This window comes from Streptomyces jeddahensis (assembly GCF_001642995.1).
Taxonomy (GTDB): Bacteria; Actinomycetota; Actinomycetes; order Streptomycetales; family Streptomycetaceae; genus Streptomyces; species Streptomyces jeddahensis.
Genome location: NZ_LOHS01000164.1, coordinates 29234 through 43086 on the forward strand (window position 1 = coordinate 29234; position 13853 = coordinate 43086).

General features: G+C 70.9%; 11 protein-coding genes and 2 pseudogenes. 7 read left to right on the plus strand and 6 right to left on the minus strand.

All coding sequences use genetic code 11. From position 1 onward, the window contains the following. Positions 1-32: 32 nt before the first annotated feature. The gene (locus STSP_RS32870) at positions 33-2306 is read left to right on the plus strand and encodes a heavy metal translocating P-type ATPase (RefSeq protein WP_067284684.1); all 2274 of its coding nucleotides are present in this window, start codon (positions 33-35) and stop codon (positions 2304-2306) included. A 103-nt stretch (positions 2307-2409) separates the two neighbouring features. Beyond that, on the plus strand, positions 2410-3843 hold the full coding sequence (locus tag STSP_RS32875; RefSeq protein WP_067284685.1) for an MFS transporter: 1434 nt from the start codon (positions 2410-2412) through the stop codon (positions 3841-3843). 346 nt (positions 3844-4189) lie between these two features. On the opposite strand, the gene STSP_RS37865 is transcribed toward STSP_RS32875, so the two are convergent. The 5 genes and pseudogenes from STSP_RS37865 to STSP_RS32895 form a co-directional block, all read right to left on the minus strand. Then, positions 4190-4342 (minus strand): hypothetical protein, encoded by a 153-nt coding sequence (locus STSP_RS37865; RefSeq protein WP_198547487.1) that lies wholly within the window; start codon positions 4340-4342, stop codon positions 4190-4192. Positions 4343-4438: 96 nt separating this feature from the next. Further along, a pseudogene (locus STSP_RS32880) lies at positions 4439-5011 on the minus strand (RNA-guided endonuclease InsQ/TnpB family protein); the annotation flags it as partial. Positions 5012-5226: 215 nt separating this feature from the next. Next, positions 5227-6057 carry a class I SAM-dependent methyltransferase gene (locus STSP_RS32885; RefSeq protein WP_232789883.1) on the minus strand — a complete coding sequence of 277 codons (831 nt, stop codon included), beginning with the start codon at positions 6055-6057 and terminating at the stop codon, positions 5227-5229. 125 nt (positions 6058-6182) lie between these two features. Continuing rightward, positions 6183-6737, minus strand: a complete 555-nt coding sequence (locus tag STSP_RS32890) for a DUF3291 domain-containing protein (RefSeq protein WP_067284687.1) — start codon at positions 6735-6737, stop codon at positions 6183-6185. 31 nt (positions 6738-6768) lie between these two features. After that, on the minus strand, positions 6769-7458 hold the full coding sequence (locus STSP_RS32895; RefSeq protein WP_067284688.1) for a helix-turn-helix transcriptional regulator: 690 nt from the start codon (positions 7456-7458) through the stop codon (positions 6769-6771). 529 nt (positions 7459-7987) lie between these two features. Here STSP_RS32895 and STSP_RS41390 point away from each other — a divergent pair. From STSP_RS41390 to STSP_RS32920, 5 genes and pseudogenes are all read left to right on the plus strand, one after another. Next, positions 7988-8818: pseudogene (locus tag STSP_RS41390) on the plus strand (DUF2264 domain-containing protein); the annotation flags it as partial. 15 nt (positions 8819-8833) lie between these two features. After that, the gene (locus STSP_RS41395) at positions 8834-10399 is read left to right on the plus strand and encodes an ABC transporter permease subunit (protein ID WP_408646395.1); all 1566 of its coding nucleotides are present in this window, start codon (positions 8834-8836) and stop codon (positions 10397-10399) included. Next, positions 10396-11232, plus strand: coding sequence for an ABC transporter ATP-binding protein (locus tag STSP_RS32910; RefSeq protein WP_067284689.1), 837 nt, complete (start codon positions 10396-10398; stop codon positions 11230-11232). Before STSP_RS41395 ends, STSP_RS32910 begins: the two co-directional genes overlap by 4 nt. Then, a complete protein-coding gene (locus STSP_RS32915) occupies positions 11229-11939 on the plus strand; it encodes an ABC transporter ATP-binding protein (RefSeq protein ID WP_067284690.1) in 711 nt (236 codons plus the stop codon). The genes STSP_RS32910 and STSP_RS32915 overlap by 4 nt, the downstream gene beginning before the upstream one ends. 53 nt (positions 11940-11992) lie before the next feature. Then, positions 11993-12850, plus strand: coding sequence for an alpha/beta hydrolase (locus STSP_RS32920; RefSeq protein WP_067284691.1), 858 nt, complete (start codon positions 11993-11995; stop codon positions 12848-12850). 61 nt (positions 12851-12911) lie between these two features. Here the strand turns inward: STSP_RS32920 and STSP_RS32925 are convergent, their stop codons facing one another. Beyond that, positions 12912-13835 carry a quinone oxidoreductase family protein gene (locus STSP_RS32925; RefSeq protein WP_067284692.1) on the minus strand — a complete coding sequence of 308 codons (924 nt, stop codon included), beginning with the start codon at positions 13833-13835 and terminating at the stop codon, positions 12912-12914. Positions 13836-13853 lie beyond the last annotated feature (18 nt).

Genomic DNA, 13853 nt, shown 5'->3' on the forward strand with positions numbered 1-13853 from the left:
TATATCGCGTCCGTGAGCTGCGAGGAGCTGACATGACCACCACCACGCCCGGCGCCGCCGAGGCTGAACTCGCCATCGGCGGCATGACCTGCGCCTCGTGCGCCGCCCGGATCGAGAAGAAGCTCAACCGCATGGACGGTGTCGAGGCCACCGTCAACTACGCCACCGAGAAGGCGAAGGTCACCTACCGGGAGGACGTCACAGTCGCGGACCTGATCGCCACGGTCGAGGCCACCGGCTACACCGCCCAGGAGGCCCAGCCCGAGCCCGTAAGCACCAGCGAGTCCGCGTCCGGTGCGGGCTCGGCGCGGGAGGAGGGCGTCGAACTGCGGCCGCTGCGACAGCGGTTGACCGCCGCCGTCGTCCTGACCGTTCCCGTGATCGCAATGGCCATGGTGCCGGCGCTGCAGTTCGAGTACTGGCAGTGGCTTTCGCTGACCCTGGCGGCGCCCGTGGTGACGTATGCCGCCTGGCCGTTCCACAAGGCCGCCTGGACCAACGCCAAGCACGGCGCCGCCACCATGGACACGCTGATCTCCGTCGGCACGTCGGCGGCGTTCCTGTGGTCGCTGTGGGCGCTGTTCTTCGGCACGGCCGGTACGCCCGGCATGACGCACCCCTTCGAGTTCACCATCGCCCGCACCGACGGCGCCGGGAACATCTACCTGGAGGCCGCCGCCGGTGTCACGGCGTTCATCCTGGCCGGGCGGTACTTCGAGGCGCGGTCGAAGCGGAAGGCGGGGGCGGCGCTGAAGGCTCTGCTGGAGCTGGGCGCCAAGGACGTCACGGTGCTGCGCGACGGCCGCGAGGAGCTCATCGCGGTCGGCGAGTTGAAGGTCGGCGACCGGTTCCTGGTACGGCCCGGTGAGAAGATCGCCACCGATGGTGTGGTCGTCGAGGGGTCGTCCGCCGTGGACGCCTCCATGCTCACCGGCGAGTCGGCGCCGGTCGAGGTCGGCACGGGCGACAGCGTCACCGGGGCCACGCTGAACGCCGGCGGCCGCCTGGTCGTCGAGGCCACCCGCGTCGGCGCCGACACCCAGCTCGCCCGCATGGCCAAGCTGGTGGAGGACGCGCAGAACGGCAAGGCCGCCGCCCAGCGGCTCGCCGACAAGATCTCCGCGGTCTTCGTCCCCATCGTGATCGCCCTGGCGCTCGGCACCCTCGGCTTCTGGCTCGGCAACGGCGCGGGCCTGACCGCCGCCTTCACCGCCGCGGTCGCCGTCCTGATCATCGCCTGCCCCTGCGCCCTGGGCCTGGCCACGCCGACCGCCCTCATGGTCGGCACGGGGCGCGGCGCCCAGCTCGGCATCCTCATCAAGGGACCCGAGGTCCTGGAGACCACGCGCAAGGCCGACACCATCGTCCTGGACAAGACCGGCACCGTCACCACCGGCAAGATGACCCTGCTCGCCGTCCACACCGCCGAAGGCACCGACGAGGCGGAGGTCCTGCGCCTGGCGGGCGCCCTGGAGCACTCCTCCGAGCACCCCATCGCCCAGGCCGTCGCCTCCGGCGCCGCCGCCCGCATCGGCACCCTGCCCGCCCCCGAGGACTTCGCGAACATCCCCGGCCTCGGCGTCCAGGGCATCGTCGACGGGCACGCCGTCCTCGTCGGCCGCGAGCAGCTGCTCGCCGAGTGGGCCATCACCCTGCCGGTGGAGCTGCAGCGCGCCAAGGCCGAGGCGGAGGCCAAGGGCCGTACGGCCATCGCGGTCGCCTGGGACGGCGAAGCCCGCGCCGTCCTGGAGGTCGCCGACGCCATCAAGGAGACCAGCCCGGAGGCCATCAAGCGGCTGCGCGCCCTCGGCCTGACGCCCATCCTGCTGACCGGTGACAACAAGGCGGTCGCCGAGGCGGTCGCTGCGGAGGTGGGCATCGCTCCCGAGCACGTGATCGCCGAGGTCATGCCGCAGGACAAGGTCGACGTCATCAAGCGCCTGCAGAGCGAGGGCCGTTCGGTCGCGATGGTCGGCGACGGCGTCAACGACGCGGCCGCACTGGCCCAGGCCGACCTGGGCCTGGCGATGGGAACGGGTACGGACGCCGCGATCGAGGCCGGCGACCTGACGCTGGTGCGGGGCGACCTGAGGATCGCGGCGGACGCCATCCGCCTGTCCCGCAAGACGCTCGCCACCATCAAGTCCAACCTCTTCTGGGCCTTCGCCTACAACGTCGCCGCCCTGCCGCTCGCCGCCGCCGGCCTGCTCAACCCGATGATCGCGGGCGCGGCCATGGCCTTCTCCTCGGTCTTCGTGGTCGGCAACAGCCTCAGGCTGCGCGGCTTCCAGCCCGCCGACCGGTAGTCCACCGACTGCACCAGCACGCGAACCCCCACCCTCTTTCCCCACCGGGGGGACACGTGCCTGCCCTTAATACCCCTTGGGCGTATATCGGAGAGGAAAAGCAATGCCACCCGTCAACCCTCGGCGCTGGTGGGCGCTGATCGTGCTCGCCACCGCCCAGTTCATGGTCATCATGGACACCTCGATCATCGGAGTCGCGCTCCCCGAGATGCAGAGAAACCTCGGTTTCTCGCAGGGCGAGCTGCAATGGGTCTTCAACGCCTACGTCATCGCCTTCGGCGGACTGCTGCTCCTCGGCGGGCGCCTGTCCGACCTGCTCGGCGCCCGCAGGGTGTTCACCGCCGGCTGGACCGTGCTGATTGCGGGCTCGGTCGTGGCGGCCGCCGCGCAGACGGCGTGGGTCGAGGTCGTCGGCCGGGCCGTCCAAGGCGTCGGGGGCGCGCTCATCGCGCCCTCCGCGATGACCCTGCTGATGATGCTCTTCGCCCACGACCCCAAGGAACTCGCCAGGGCCATGGCCCTCTACGGCGCCGCGGCCCCCGCGGGCGGCACCGCGGGCGTCTTCCTCGGCGGCGTCTTCACCGAGTGGCTCAGCTGGCCCTGGGTGTTCATCATCTACATCCCGATCGGCCTCGCCACCCTCGCGGCCGTCAAGCTGCTGCCGGCCGTCGCCCCGAAGCGGGGTGCGGTCGACGTGCTCGGCGCTACCGCGGTCACCGCCGGACTTGCCCTCGCCGTCTTCGCCCTCGTACGGGCCCCGGAAGTCGGCTGGGGCTCCACGCAGACGGTACTCGAACTCGTCGGCGCCGCCGCCCTGCTGGTCCTCTTCTTCGTAATCCAGAAGTCCGTGGGCCAGCCGCTGATGCCGCTCGCTATCTGGCGCGTGCCACGGCTGGGCTCGGCGAACCTGGCGATGACGCTGCTCGGCGCCGCGTGGATCCCGATGTGGTACTTCCTCAACCTCTACCTCCAGCAGGTGCTCGGATACGGGGCGTTCGCCTCGGGCGCCGCGCTGCTGCCGATGACCGTCCTGCTGATGGTCTTCATGACCGCGATCACGGCGCGGCTGCTGGCCCGCTTCGGCGCCAAGCCGCTCATCGGCGGCGGCCTGCTCGTCCTCGCCGCCGGTCTGCTGTGGCTGTCGGCCGTCGAACCGACCGGCACCTTCGCAGTAGACGTCCTGCCGGCCTCGCTCGTCGCCGCGCTCGGCATGTCGCTGGCGTACATTCCCGCGATGATGGCCGCCATGTCCGGCGCCCCAGCCGAGCAGGCAGGACTGGCCTCCGGCATCGTCAACACCACCTACCAGGTCGGCTCTGCGCTCGGGCTCGCCGCGCTCACCGCGCTCGCCACCTCAATGGGCGCGGAGGAACTCGGCAACCTCCCCGCTCTTACCAACGGCTTCAGCGCTGCATTCACCGGCGCCGCGATCGTCGCCGCGGTCGGTGGACTCACCACGCTGCTCGTGATGCGTTCGCAGAATGCGGTCACCGCTCAACAGCCGCAGCGGGGCGCGCAAGAACAGGCGCACGTCTAGGGCGTCGGCTGCCGCCACACGGCAGCCGACCGCGCCGAGGAGCTGGGCCAGCAGCTTCAGCCGGCCCAGGCGGAGCGGGAGGAGCTGGCGATCGCTGAACGGGTGCTGCACCGTCTGGCCGGGCAGGACCGGGTCGAGGCGGAGGCCGCCGCCCGGGCGGCTCCGATGAAAGCGCAGGTGAGAGGGCGTGCGGCGCTGCTGATCCCGCACCATGGAGACAGTCTCGACGAGACCGCGCTGCCCGTGACAACCGTAGGATGCCGGCGATCCTTTGCGGGCCGCCGACGGCCCCATGCAGGTCAGAGCCGCGGGCGAGGAGTTAGTGAGGCCGCCCGGAACCGCCCGCTCACCCGCTCTGGCCCAGGAAGCCGGCCAGCAGCGCGTCGTCCCATATCTGCGCTTCGATGTACCGCTCGGGCCCTTGGCTTCCGTCGGGGTTCCAGTCCTGCGGCAGACCGTACTCATCGATCAGTTGGAAGATCTCGTCCCTGGTGTACACCTGGCCTCGGTATGGCCTTCCATCGCTGCACCGCATCGTCGGGAACAGATCGCCATAGTTGAATCCTCCCCTCCTTGAAGGGAGGGGATCCCTGGCTCAGGCTGCCTCTTGGAGCAGCGCTCCAGGTGGTCTTCCGCCATCAGCGCCAGCCGGGTTGAGACCAGCCCGGACGAGCATCACGCGTGCGGAGTTCTTGTCCCGTGGTGACACGGTTCCGCAGGCGGTGCAGGTGTAGGTGCGCTCACCCAGCGGCAGTGCGTGCTTGGCTCTCGCATCGCAGTGCGCGCAGTCCATCGTGGTGTGCGCGGGATGTACGAGGCGGATGTCTCGCCCATGCTTGCGGCCCATCTCGATCAGAGCGGCCTTGGTGGCGCCGATGGCGGCGTCGGCGGCCTTGCGTGCCATGGTGCTCTTGGCCAGGAACTTCGGGCGGAAGTCCTCGACGGCGATGGCGTCGTGGTCGCAGACAACCTTCTTGGCCCACTTACGGCCCGTGTCCTCACGCTGCCTGGCGACCTTCTTGTACGCCTTCGCCCGCCACTTCTTCGCCTCCCGGTAGCCCTTCGAGGCCACCTGGCCCTTCTTCGGCTTGCGGCGGGCCATCATCCGGTCGTACCGGGTCAGCTTCGTCTGGGCCTTCTTGCCGTGCTCGGCGTGCGGCAGGTCGTGCATCCCGGCCCGCCGTGCCATGGAGTCCCCGGCCCAGACGCCATGACATCCCCAACCCTCCGAAGGACCATACGCACGACCGCCGCACACACGTACACCGACCCCACAGTCACCACGCCAACCAGCGACCACCGGTACGCCTGTTCGCATGCGAAAGAGCCCTCTCCAGCTGCTGACCAGGCCGCGGCCGGTAGTTCAGAGGTCAGTCCCTGGCCTCACTCGGCGCGCTGTCCGACACGCAGGACGCTCAGATAACGGCGTGATGCTCGGTCGCCCATCCGCGTGCGGATGCGCTCGGCGATGGCGTCGAGCAGGGGCTCACGGACGTCGCGGTCGAGCCTGCGATACGGCGACAACGAGCGAAGATGATCGGCAAAGCCGTCACCGTTGAACCACTGAACGGTTGGATACCAGCGCACGATCGCCTGGCCGAATAATCCTCCGGGATCCTCGACCAGTCCCCAGCCCTCGTCGGTGGTGCGCACGTCGTCCTCCAGGGGCGGATGACCCCAGTCGGGGTTCCCGGGGCAGAACCGCTCGTGGAGATCGGCGGTCTCGGCGTACACCTCCGGCTCTCCCGGCCGGCGGACAACGACGTGGCCGAGCAGCGCCATCCAACCTCCGGGAGAGAGCACGTCGTGCGCTCGCTGCCAGCCAATCGACGGGTCGACCCAGTGCCACGACGACGCAGCCACGAGAACATCGAAGCGTCGACCGCGGTCGTCCCACTCCTCAAACGTCGACGTCTCGACTTCGACGTTGCGGAAGGAGGCCATCCGGCGGCGAGCGAGTGCGGCCATGTCCGCGCCCGCCTCGACGGCGGTCACTGAGCATCCGAGCGCTGCCAGCGAACGCGTCGCCTGACCGGTACCGCAGCCCACCTCCAGCACAGACGACCTTTCGTCCATGCCGGTGACGGCGACAAGGTCCGCGAACAGCTCGTCGGGGTACCCCGGCCGGACCCGGTCGTAGAGCTCGGGCACCTCGTTGAACACCCGGCCGAGGTCGTGAGGATTCGGGCGCATCGTCGGGGGGTCATCAGTCACGAGCGCACAACCTATGAGGCTCATCCACGGAGACGCCACTGGATTACCGGCAGCCGCCGGCGCGCCGCCGCCGGCAGTTCAGAGAAGCAGGCGTGCTCGCGGACGCATGGGGTGCCGAAGTCGCCCTACACCGCCGCAGCGTCCCCGGCCGACGCCGGCCGCGCGCTCCGGGCGGCCGGCTCACGCTGCGCCGGCGGCACGTCCTTAAGGTGCTGGGCGGCCTCGGCGGCGGTGTAGGAGGAGGCGAAGGTGAACGCGCGTGGGGACGGCCCGTGCGCCTGCAGGTCCGCCAGCCGCTCCAGGGCCTCGCCGACGCTCGGGAGATGACCGGCGGGGACCCACCAGAGCACCAGATGCGCCTCGACGTGCCGCTCGAACCATTCGCGTCGCCGCCGCATCACCTCCAGGTGCCCGCTGCGATAGGTGAAGTCCCACAGGGCCTCCTGGGTCTCCCACACCGTCAGGTTGACGATGACGTCCTCTCCCGCCGGGCGCAGGGCGGTGGCGTCGGCCGCCCCCTCCTCCACGAGCCGCCACACGAAGCCGGGCGCGCCGTCAGCGGCGGCGTTGACCGGGTCGAGCATCTCGACGAACGGCGCCATGCGCGGGTCATCGAGGGGGTGGCGAAGCGTGGCGACGTTGAGTTCGGCGAGGTGGGCGCCATGCGCGGATGCGGTCATGGCCACATCCCAGCACGGCCCCCCTTCTATGTCAATCACGATTGTTTTTAGAAGTCTCGACCACCACACAGCACTCGCCCGGCCGGGCGTCCATGCGGGCACGGACGGGACCGTCCGTGCCGAGCAGCCCCTCCAGCAGCGCGAGATTCATGCCGCAGACGAGCGGCGGGAAGCGTTCGGCGACGGCATGGAAGGGGCAGTTGCGCATACGGACGACCCGCGCACCCGCCCCGGTCGCCCCCCCGGCGTCTTCGGCGCCTTCCAGGTACGGCTCGTAGCCGCGGGCGGCCAGCATCTCCATGGCCTCTTCGAGCCTGCCGCAAGGCGCCGCCGAGCCGCGCAGGGCCTCGCCACGGCTCCGCGCGGCCGCCCAGAGCCCGGCGTCCAGCCCGGCCTGCTCGGCGGCCTCAGCGAGCAGCTCGGCGGCGGTGCGGTAGTCGCGGGCGGGCAGCGACACCGCCCGCTCGGCCCGCGCCCGCGTGTACACCTTGGCGGGACGGCCCGCCCCCGGCCCCGAGCGGCCCGTCAGGCGGCGGCTGCCGCTCTCCAGCAGCCCGGCCTCGGCCAGCCTGTCGAGATGGTGTGCAGCGAGCGTGCGCGCCACCCCGGCCGCCTCGGCGGCCTCGTTCCGGCCGACCTCGCGGCCCTGCGCCGCCACGTACTCGTACAGGCGGCGCCGCACCGGATCCTGCAACGCCGCGATCGCGTCGATGTCCTCCACCCCACCATTCTAGGAACAACACAAGTTGGAGATAGAACCGGCAGGACGCGGCCCCCACAAGACATCCCAGCAATGCCCCAGCCGCGCCCTGACCCTCCTCCAAGAACCCCGCCCAGCGACCCCACAAACCCGGCGACCCCATCGCCCACCACGAAGGCATCTGGCGCCTTCCCCTCGAAGCGCGCCGCGACGACCTCCACACCGTCCCCGGCTTCATCGACCCAGGCGCCGCCACCTTCCTGGGTCGCCGGCACGTCCCGTATCGACGACGTTCTCGCCCGGCGCCCGTAACGCCGGGCGCAGTCGGGCGGGCGAGCGCCACGTCGGTCCGCCGCCGCGTCCGTTCAGCGGGCTCAAAGGCTCCAGATGGGCGCCCTTGACCCAAGACCCCAGCAGGTCGCGGTGCCGGGCCCACGATGTCCCGCCCCAGCCGACCACACCAGGGCCGGCGTGGCCACCGGCTCCGGCACAACTTCCGCACCATGGGCGGCGACGTGATCGGAGCGGCGGCCGCCTGGGTCAACATGAACTGGCACGCCTGGACGACTGGTACCGGGGCGGCGGCTGGTACACCGACGGGGGCGGGCAGAAATTCGACTACTACAACGCCTGGGCACTGCTGTGGGCGCGCATCGCCGGACCCCGTGCCGACACCGCACTCGTGGCGACGCACCGTGCCCGCCTGCGCGAGTTCCTCGACGTCCACCAGTACTTCTTCGGCTCCGACGGCGCACCCGTCCACCAGGGCCGCTCCCTGACCTACCGCTTCGCCACCACCGCTCCCCTGTGGGCAGGCGCCCTCGCCGAGGCCACCCCGCTGCCGCCGGGCCGCACCCGCCGCCTGGCCTCGGGCGCCCTGAAGCACTTCGCCGACCGCTGAGTGCCCGACGAGCAGGGGCTTTTGAGCCTGGGCTGGTACCGGTCCTTTCTCCCCGTCGCCCAGGCCTACTCCGGACCGGCATCCCCGTACTGGGCCAGCAAGGCGTTCCTCGGCCTGCTGCTCCCCGCCGACCACGCGGTGTGGACAGCGCCCGAGGAACCCGGCCCCGTCGAGACCGCGGACCGCTGTCTGGCCCTGCCCGCCCCCGGCTGGCTGCTGCACTCCACGGCCGCCGACGGGATCGTACGGCTGGTCAACCACGGCAGCGGCCGACTGCCGCCCCCGCCTACCCCTCCGCAGGACAGCCCGCACTACACCAGGTTCGCGTACTCCACCGCGGCCGCACCGGAGACCCCGCCTGATGACGAGTCGCCCGGTCCTGACAACCACATAGCGCTGCTGGGTTCGTCCGGACCCTCCCGCCGGGGCCGCATCCACCCGCTGTATGTCCACGGCCGTCAAGCGGCGTCGTGGCACACACCTCTCGCCGGGCTGGTGATCGCCGTCGCGCTCGCCCTCGGGGCCCTGTACCGGTGGACCCGGTTCGGGCTCGCCACCCGCGCCGCCTCGGAGAACGAACAGGCGGCCCTGCTGGCCGGTCTGTCGCCCAACAGCGTCTCCCTCGCCAACACCCTGCTGTCCGCGCTGATCGCGGGGCTGCTCGGGGTCCTGGCCGCGCCCATCGTCCAGGTCGACTCCGTCACGCTCCCGCTGCAGGTCGTCCCGGCCCTGGCGGCGGCTCTCTTCGCCGGCTTCACCTCACTGTGGATCGCCTGCAGCGCCGGCATCCTCATCGGCGTCATGCAGTCGGTCGTCTACTACCTGTCCACCCAGAGCTGGTTCCCGACCGACAACGGCAACGCCATGCCCGGACTCCAGCAGCTGCTGATCTTCATCCTGATGATCATCGCGCTCTACGTGAAGGGGGCGGGCCTGCCGCGCCGTGGTGAACTCGTCGAGCAGCGGCTGCCCGCCGTACCGCTGCCGGACCGACTGCTACGACCGGCCGTACTGGCCACCGCTGCCGCCGCCCTCGCCCTGATCGTGCTGCCGTTCGACTTCCGCCAGGCGCTGACGAACTCGCTGATCGGCGCGATCATCGTCCTCTCGTACGTCGTCATCACCGGCTACGTGGGACAGATCTCCGTGATGCAGCTCGCGCTCTCCGGCACCGCCGGTTTCGTCCTGTCCCACCTGGCGACAGGACTGCACATCCCCTTCCCCTTCAACGCCCTCGGCGCGACCCTCCTGGCCACCCTGCTCGGTGTGGCGGCCGGCATCTCCGCCCTGCGGGTCCGCGGCGTGAGCCTGGCCGTCGTCACGCTGGCCGCCGCGCTCGCGATGGAACAGGCCCTGTTCACCAACACCTCCTTCGGCGGCACCGCCGGAGTGACCGTGCTCCCTCCCCGCCTGTTCGGGGTGGACCTCGGTCCGGGGGCGGCCTTCCGCGGCCTGGACGGCAACGAACCCAGCCCCCTCTTCGGCTTCCTCGTCCTGTCCGTCGCCGTCGCCCTGGGGCTGTACGTGGCCAACCTCAGACGCACCGGGCTGGGGCGGCGCATGCTCGCCGTCCGCTCCAACGAGCGCGCGGCCGCGGCGGCAGGCGTCAACGTGCGGGGGGTGAAGATCGCGGCGTTCGCCGTCAGCTCTTTCATCGCCAGCGCCGCGGGGACCCTGTACGGCTACAACTTCGGCTCCGTCAGCGCGGTCCGGTTCACCGCGCTGGCCGCACTCGGCCTCATCGGCTTCGCGTACATCGGCGGCATCACGATGGTCTCCGGAGCCGTCATCGCCGGCCTGATGTCCACCGAGGCACTCATCCCGCACGCCCTGGACAAGTGGTTCGGCATCAAGGGGAGCTGGGCCCTGCTCTTCGGCGGCATCTCCCTGATCGTGACGCTGATCGCGAACCCGGACGGCATCGCGGGCGCCAACCACCGCCGCAAGAAGGCCAAAACAGCCGCCCGCGCGGCGAAAACCGCCCAGGCCCTCGCCGAAAACGCCACGTCGGACACCGCCGGGGCCGAAACGGCGCCCGCCCCCGAGGAGGTCGCACGATGAGCATGTTCAAGGTCCGTTCGCTGGGCGTCAGTTACGGCGGCGTCCACGCACTCAGCGACGTCACCCTGGATGTCGCCGAAGGCCAACTGGTGGGACTGATCGGCCCCAACGGCGCGGGCAAGACCACCTTCGTGGACGCGGTCAGCGGACTGGTCGGCGCCCGGGGCCGGGTGGAACTGGACGGCGAGGACCTGACCGGCATGCCACCGCATGCCCGGGCCCGCCGAGGTCTCGCCCGCACCTTCCAGAGCAGCGAACTCTTCGAGGACCTCACGGTGACGGAGAACCTGCGCGTGACGGCGGAACACCCGAGCTGGGTCAGGGTGTTCGGCGAGACCTTCGGCCGCCGTACACCGCCGCCCTCCGCCGTCGCCGATGCCCTCACCACTCTGGGCCTGCAGGATTTCGCCGACGCATCCCCGGGCGAGCTGTCCCAGGGACAGCGCAAACTCGTCGGCGTGGCCCGGGCGCTGGCCGCCCGCCCCCGCATCATCTGCCTCGACGAGCCCGCCGCCGGCCTGGACACCGCGGAGAGCGCCGAACTCGGCCGCCGCCTGCGTGCCGTCGCCGACGCCGGTACCGCACTGCTCCTCATCGACCACGACATGGGCCTGGTGATGGGCATCTGCGACCAGCTGGTCGTCCTGGAGTTCGGCAAGGTGATCGCGGCGGGACCCCCGAGCCAGGTCCGCGACGACCCCGCCGTCATCACCGCCTATCTCGGCGCGTCCGCCGTCCAGCCCGCCGACGCACCCGTACACGACGGCGGCACTCCTTCCTCCCTCACCACCGGCCGGCCCGGGGTCCCCAGCAGCGCACCGGAGACATCATGAGCACACCCGTCCTGGAAGTGGCCGGACTCACCGCCGGCTACGACGGAGCCCCCGTCGTCCGCGACCTCGGCATCACCGTCGGCGCAGGCGAGGTCGTCGCCCTGCTGGGCGCCAACGGCGCGGGCAAGACCACGACGCTCAAGGCCGTCTCCGGGCTGCTGCGTCCCTCCGCCGGCACCATCACCTTCACCGGAACCCTCTTGGACCAGGTGCCGGCGGCGGCCCGCGCGCGACGGGGCATCGCACACGTCCCGGAAGGCAGGGGCATCTTCTCCGGACTGACCGTGGCGGAACACCTGCGGCTGCGACACCGGGGAGAACGGCTCGACGAGGAGGCGGCGTACGCCTACTTCCCGGTATTGACCCGCCTGCGGGACCGCAAGGCCGGACTGCTGTCCGGCGGAGAACAGCAGATGCTCGCTCTCGGACGGGCCCTGGCCCGTCGCCCCAAGCTGCTGCTGCTCGACGAACTCAGTCTCGGCCTCGCCCCGGTCATCGTCGAGGAACTGCTGCCCGTCGTCCGGCGCTTCGCCGACGATTCCGGCTGCGGGGTGCTGCTCGTCGAGCAGCACGTCGGCCTCGCCCTGGAAGTCGCCGACCGCGGCTGCGTCCTGTCCCACGGCGAACTCACCGTGCAGGCCACGGCCCGGGAATTGAGAGCGGACCGGTCCCGGATCGTGGCCGGTTACCTGGGCGAAAGTTCCTGACCGCCCCACCGGCACGGACCACGCCTATCCACTCACCCTCTCCCAGGAGAATCATGTTCACTTTCGACAGCGGCAAGGACGGCGTACGCATCCGCGTGCACGGGTGGCAGCCCGCCGGAACGCCGCGCGGCGTGGTGCAGATCTCGCACGGCATGGGCGAACACGCCGGCCGATACGCCGCGCTCGCCGAGGCGCTGACGGCCCGGGGCTTCGCCGTGTACGCCAACGACCACCGGGGACACGGGCTCAGCAGGCATGCCGCCCCCGGCCATCTCGGCGAGGACGGCTGGAACAGCCTCGTTGATGATCTGGTGACACTCTCCGAGACCATCCGGGAGCGGCACCCCGGCTTGCCCCTGGTGCTGCTCGGTCACAGCCTCGGCTCCTTCGCCGCGCAGCAGTACGTACTGCACCACTCCCACCTGATCGACGCCCTGGGTCTGGCCGGCACCACCGCGGTCGACGTGATGATCGCCAACCAGGCGGCCGACACCGGGGACCCGCTCGTCGCCCTCAACAAAGGCTTCGAGCCCGCTCGGACGCTGTTCGACTGGCTCAGCCGTGACCCCGAAGCCGTCGACGCCTACCTCGCGGACCCACTCTGCGGCTCCAGCCTCGACGCCGAGGGAATGCGGCAGGTCGCCGTCGCCTCTGCAGCACTCGCGCAGCCCCGGGGCATCCCAGCACACCTGCCTGTCTACGTCCTGGTCGGCGACCGGGACCCGCTCAACGCCGGGCTCACGCTGAGCGACCTGCTCGTCGACCGCTACCGGCAGGCCGGCCTCACCGACATCACCTACCGCATCTACCCCGAAGCGCGGCACGAGCTGTTCAACGAGACCAACCGCACCGAAGTCGAGGACGACCTGCTGGCCTGGCTGGAGCGGGTACTCGCTCACCAAACCCACTGACCAGCGGGGCCAGCTCACGCTGTCGAAGCCACACCCTGGCCGTCCTGCGCCTGCAAGTGTCCTAGGGCACCAGGACGACCTTCCCCTGATTGGCCCGGCCCTCGATCGTCGCGTGCGCTCGTGCCGCGTCTGCAAGGGCGAACTCCGCGTGGACCGTGGGTCGCAGGGCACCCTCACCGAACAGCCTCCACAGCTCCTTGATCCACCCTTCATACCGCTGTGGCTGGGTCCGGGCGACGATCGCCACCTGGAACCCGGTGGCTGACTTGCCGCCCACGAGGAGGTCGTACGCCTCGATGGTGCCGCCGCCCGAGCTGTACGCGACCAGCCGTCCACCAGGCGCGAGCGCCTTGACGGCGGGCGTGAGCAGTTCGCCGCCGACCGCGTCAAGCACGATATCGACCGGATCGCCCCAGCTGTCTTGTCCGTATGTCACCACGGCATCGGCACCGAGGGAGCGCACGAAGTCCGCCTTGGCAGGGTCGCCCACGGCGGCGACGACGCGTGAGGCACCCCTTAACCGAGCGATCTGCAGGGCGAGATGGCCGACCCCGCTCGCCGCCGCGGTGACGAGAACCGACTCGCCCTTCTCCGGGCGCGCGGCCTCCAAAGCGCCGAGGGCCACCACACCGCTGCGGACCAGGGCGACGGCGTCCCTGGCGGTGGCGCCCGCCGGGATCGGTGAAGCCATCGCAGTGTGCAGCAGCGCGTACTCCGCATACCCATGCCCGAAGCAGAGGCCGGTGACCCGGTCACCCGGCGCGTATCCGCTCACGCCTTCGCCGACGCGCACCACTTCACCGGCCAGCTCGCCGCCGAGCGGGGTGGGCTGCGCACCTTCGCGCACTTTGCGTACGACGGGGAGCGTGACGCCGATCGCCTCGGTCCTGACGAGCAGTTCACCGGCTCCGGGCTCCGGGACGGGGACCTCTTCCTGGAACAGAGTTTCGGGTCCGCCGATGCGTTCATACCGTATGCGCCGCATGCGCGATCGCCTCCCGAC

Excerpts from the sequence above, each read along its gene's own strand:
- STSP_RS32870 (WP_067284684.1), top strand. The coding sequence starts at position 33 with ATGACCACCACCACGCCCGGCGCCGCCGAGGCTGAACTCGCCATCGGC.
- STSP_RS32890 (WP_067284687.1), bottom strand. The coding sequence starts at position 6,737 with ATGACCGCATCCGCGCATGGCGCCCACCTCGCCGAACTCAACGTCGCC.
- STSP_RS32910 (WP_067284689.1), top strand. The coding sequence starts at position 10,396 with ATGAGCATGTTCAAGGTCCGTTCGCTGGGCGTCAGTTACGGCGGCGTC.
- STSP_RS32875 (WP_067284685.1), top strand. The coding sequence starts at position 2,410 with ATGCCACCCGTCAACCCTCGGCGCTGGTGGGCGCTGATCGTGCTCGCC.
- STSP_RS32920 (WP_067284691.1), top strand. The coding sequence starts at position 11,993 with ATGTTCACTTTCGACAGCGGCAAGGACGGCGTACGCATCCGCGTGCAC.
- STSP_RS32915 (WP_067284690.1), top strand. The coding sequence starts at position 11,229 with ATGAGCACACCCGTCCTGGAAGTGGCCGGACTCACCGCCGGCTACGAC.
- STSP_RS32925 (WP_067284692.1), bottom strand. The coding sequence starts at position 13,835 with ATGCGGCGCATACGGTATGAACGCATCGGCGGACCCGAAACTCTGTTC.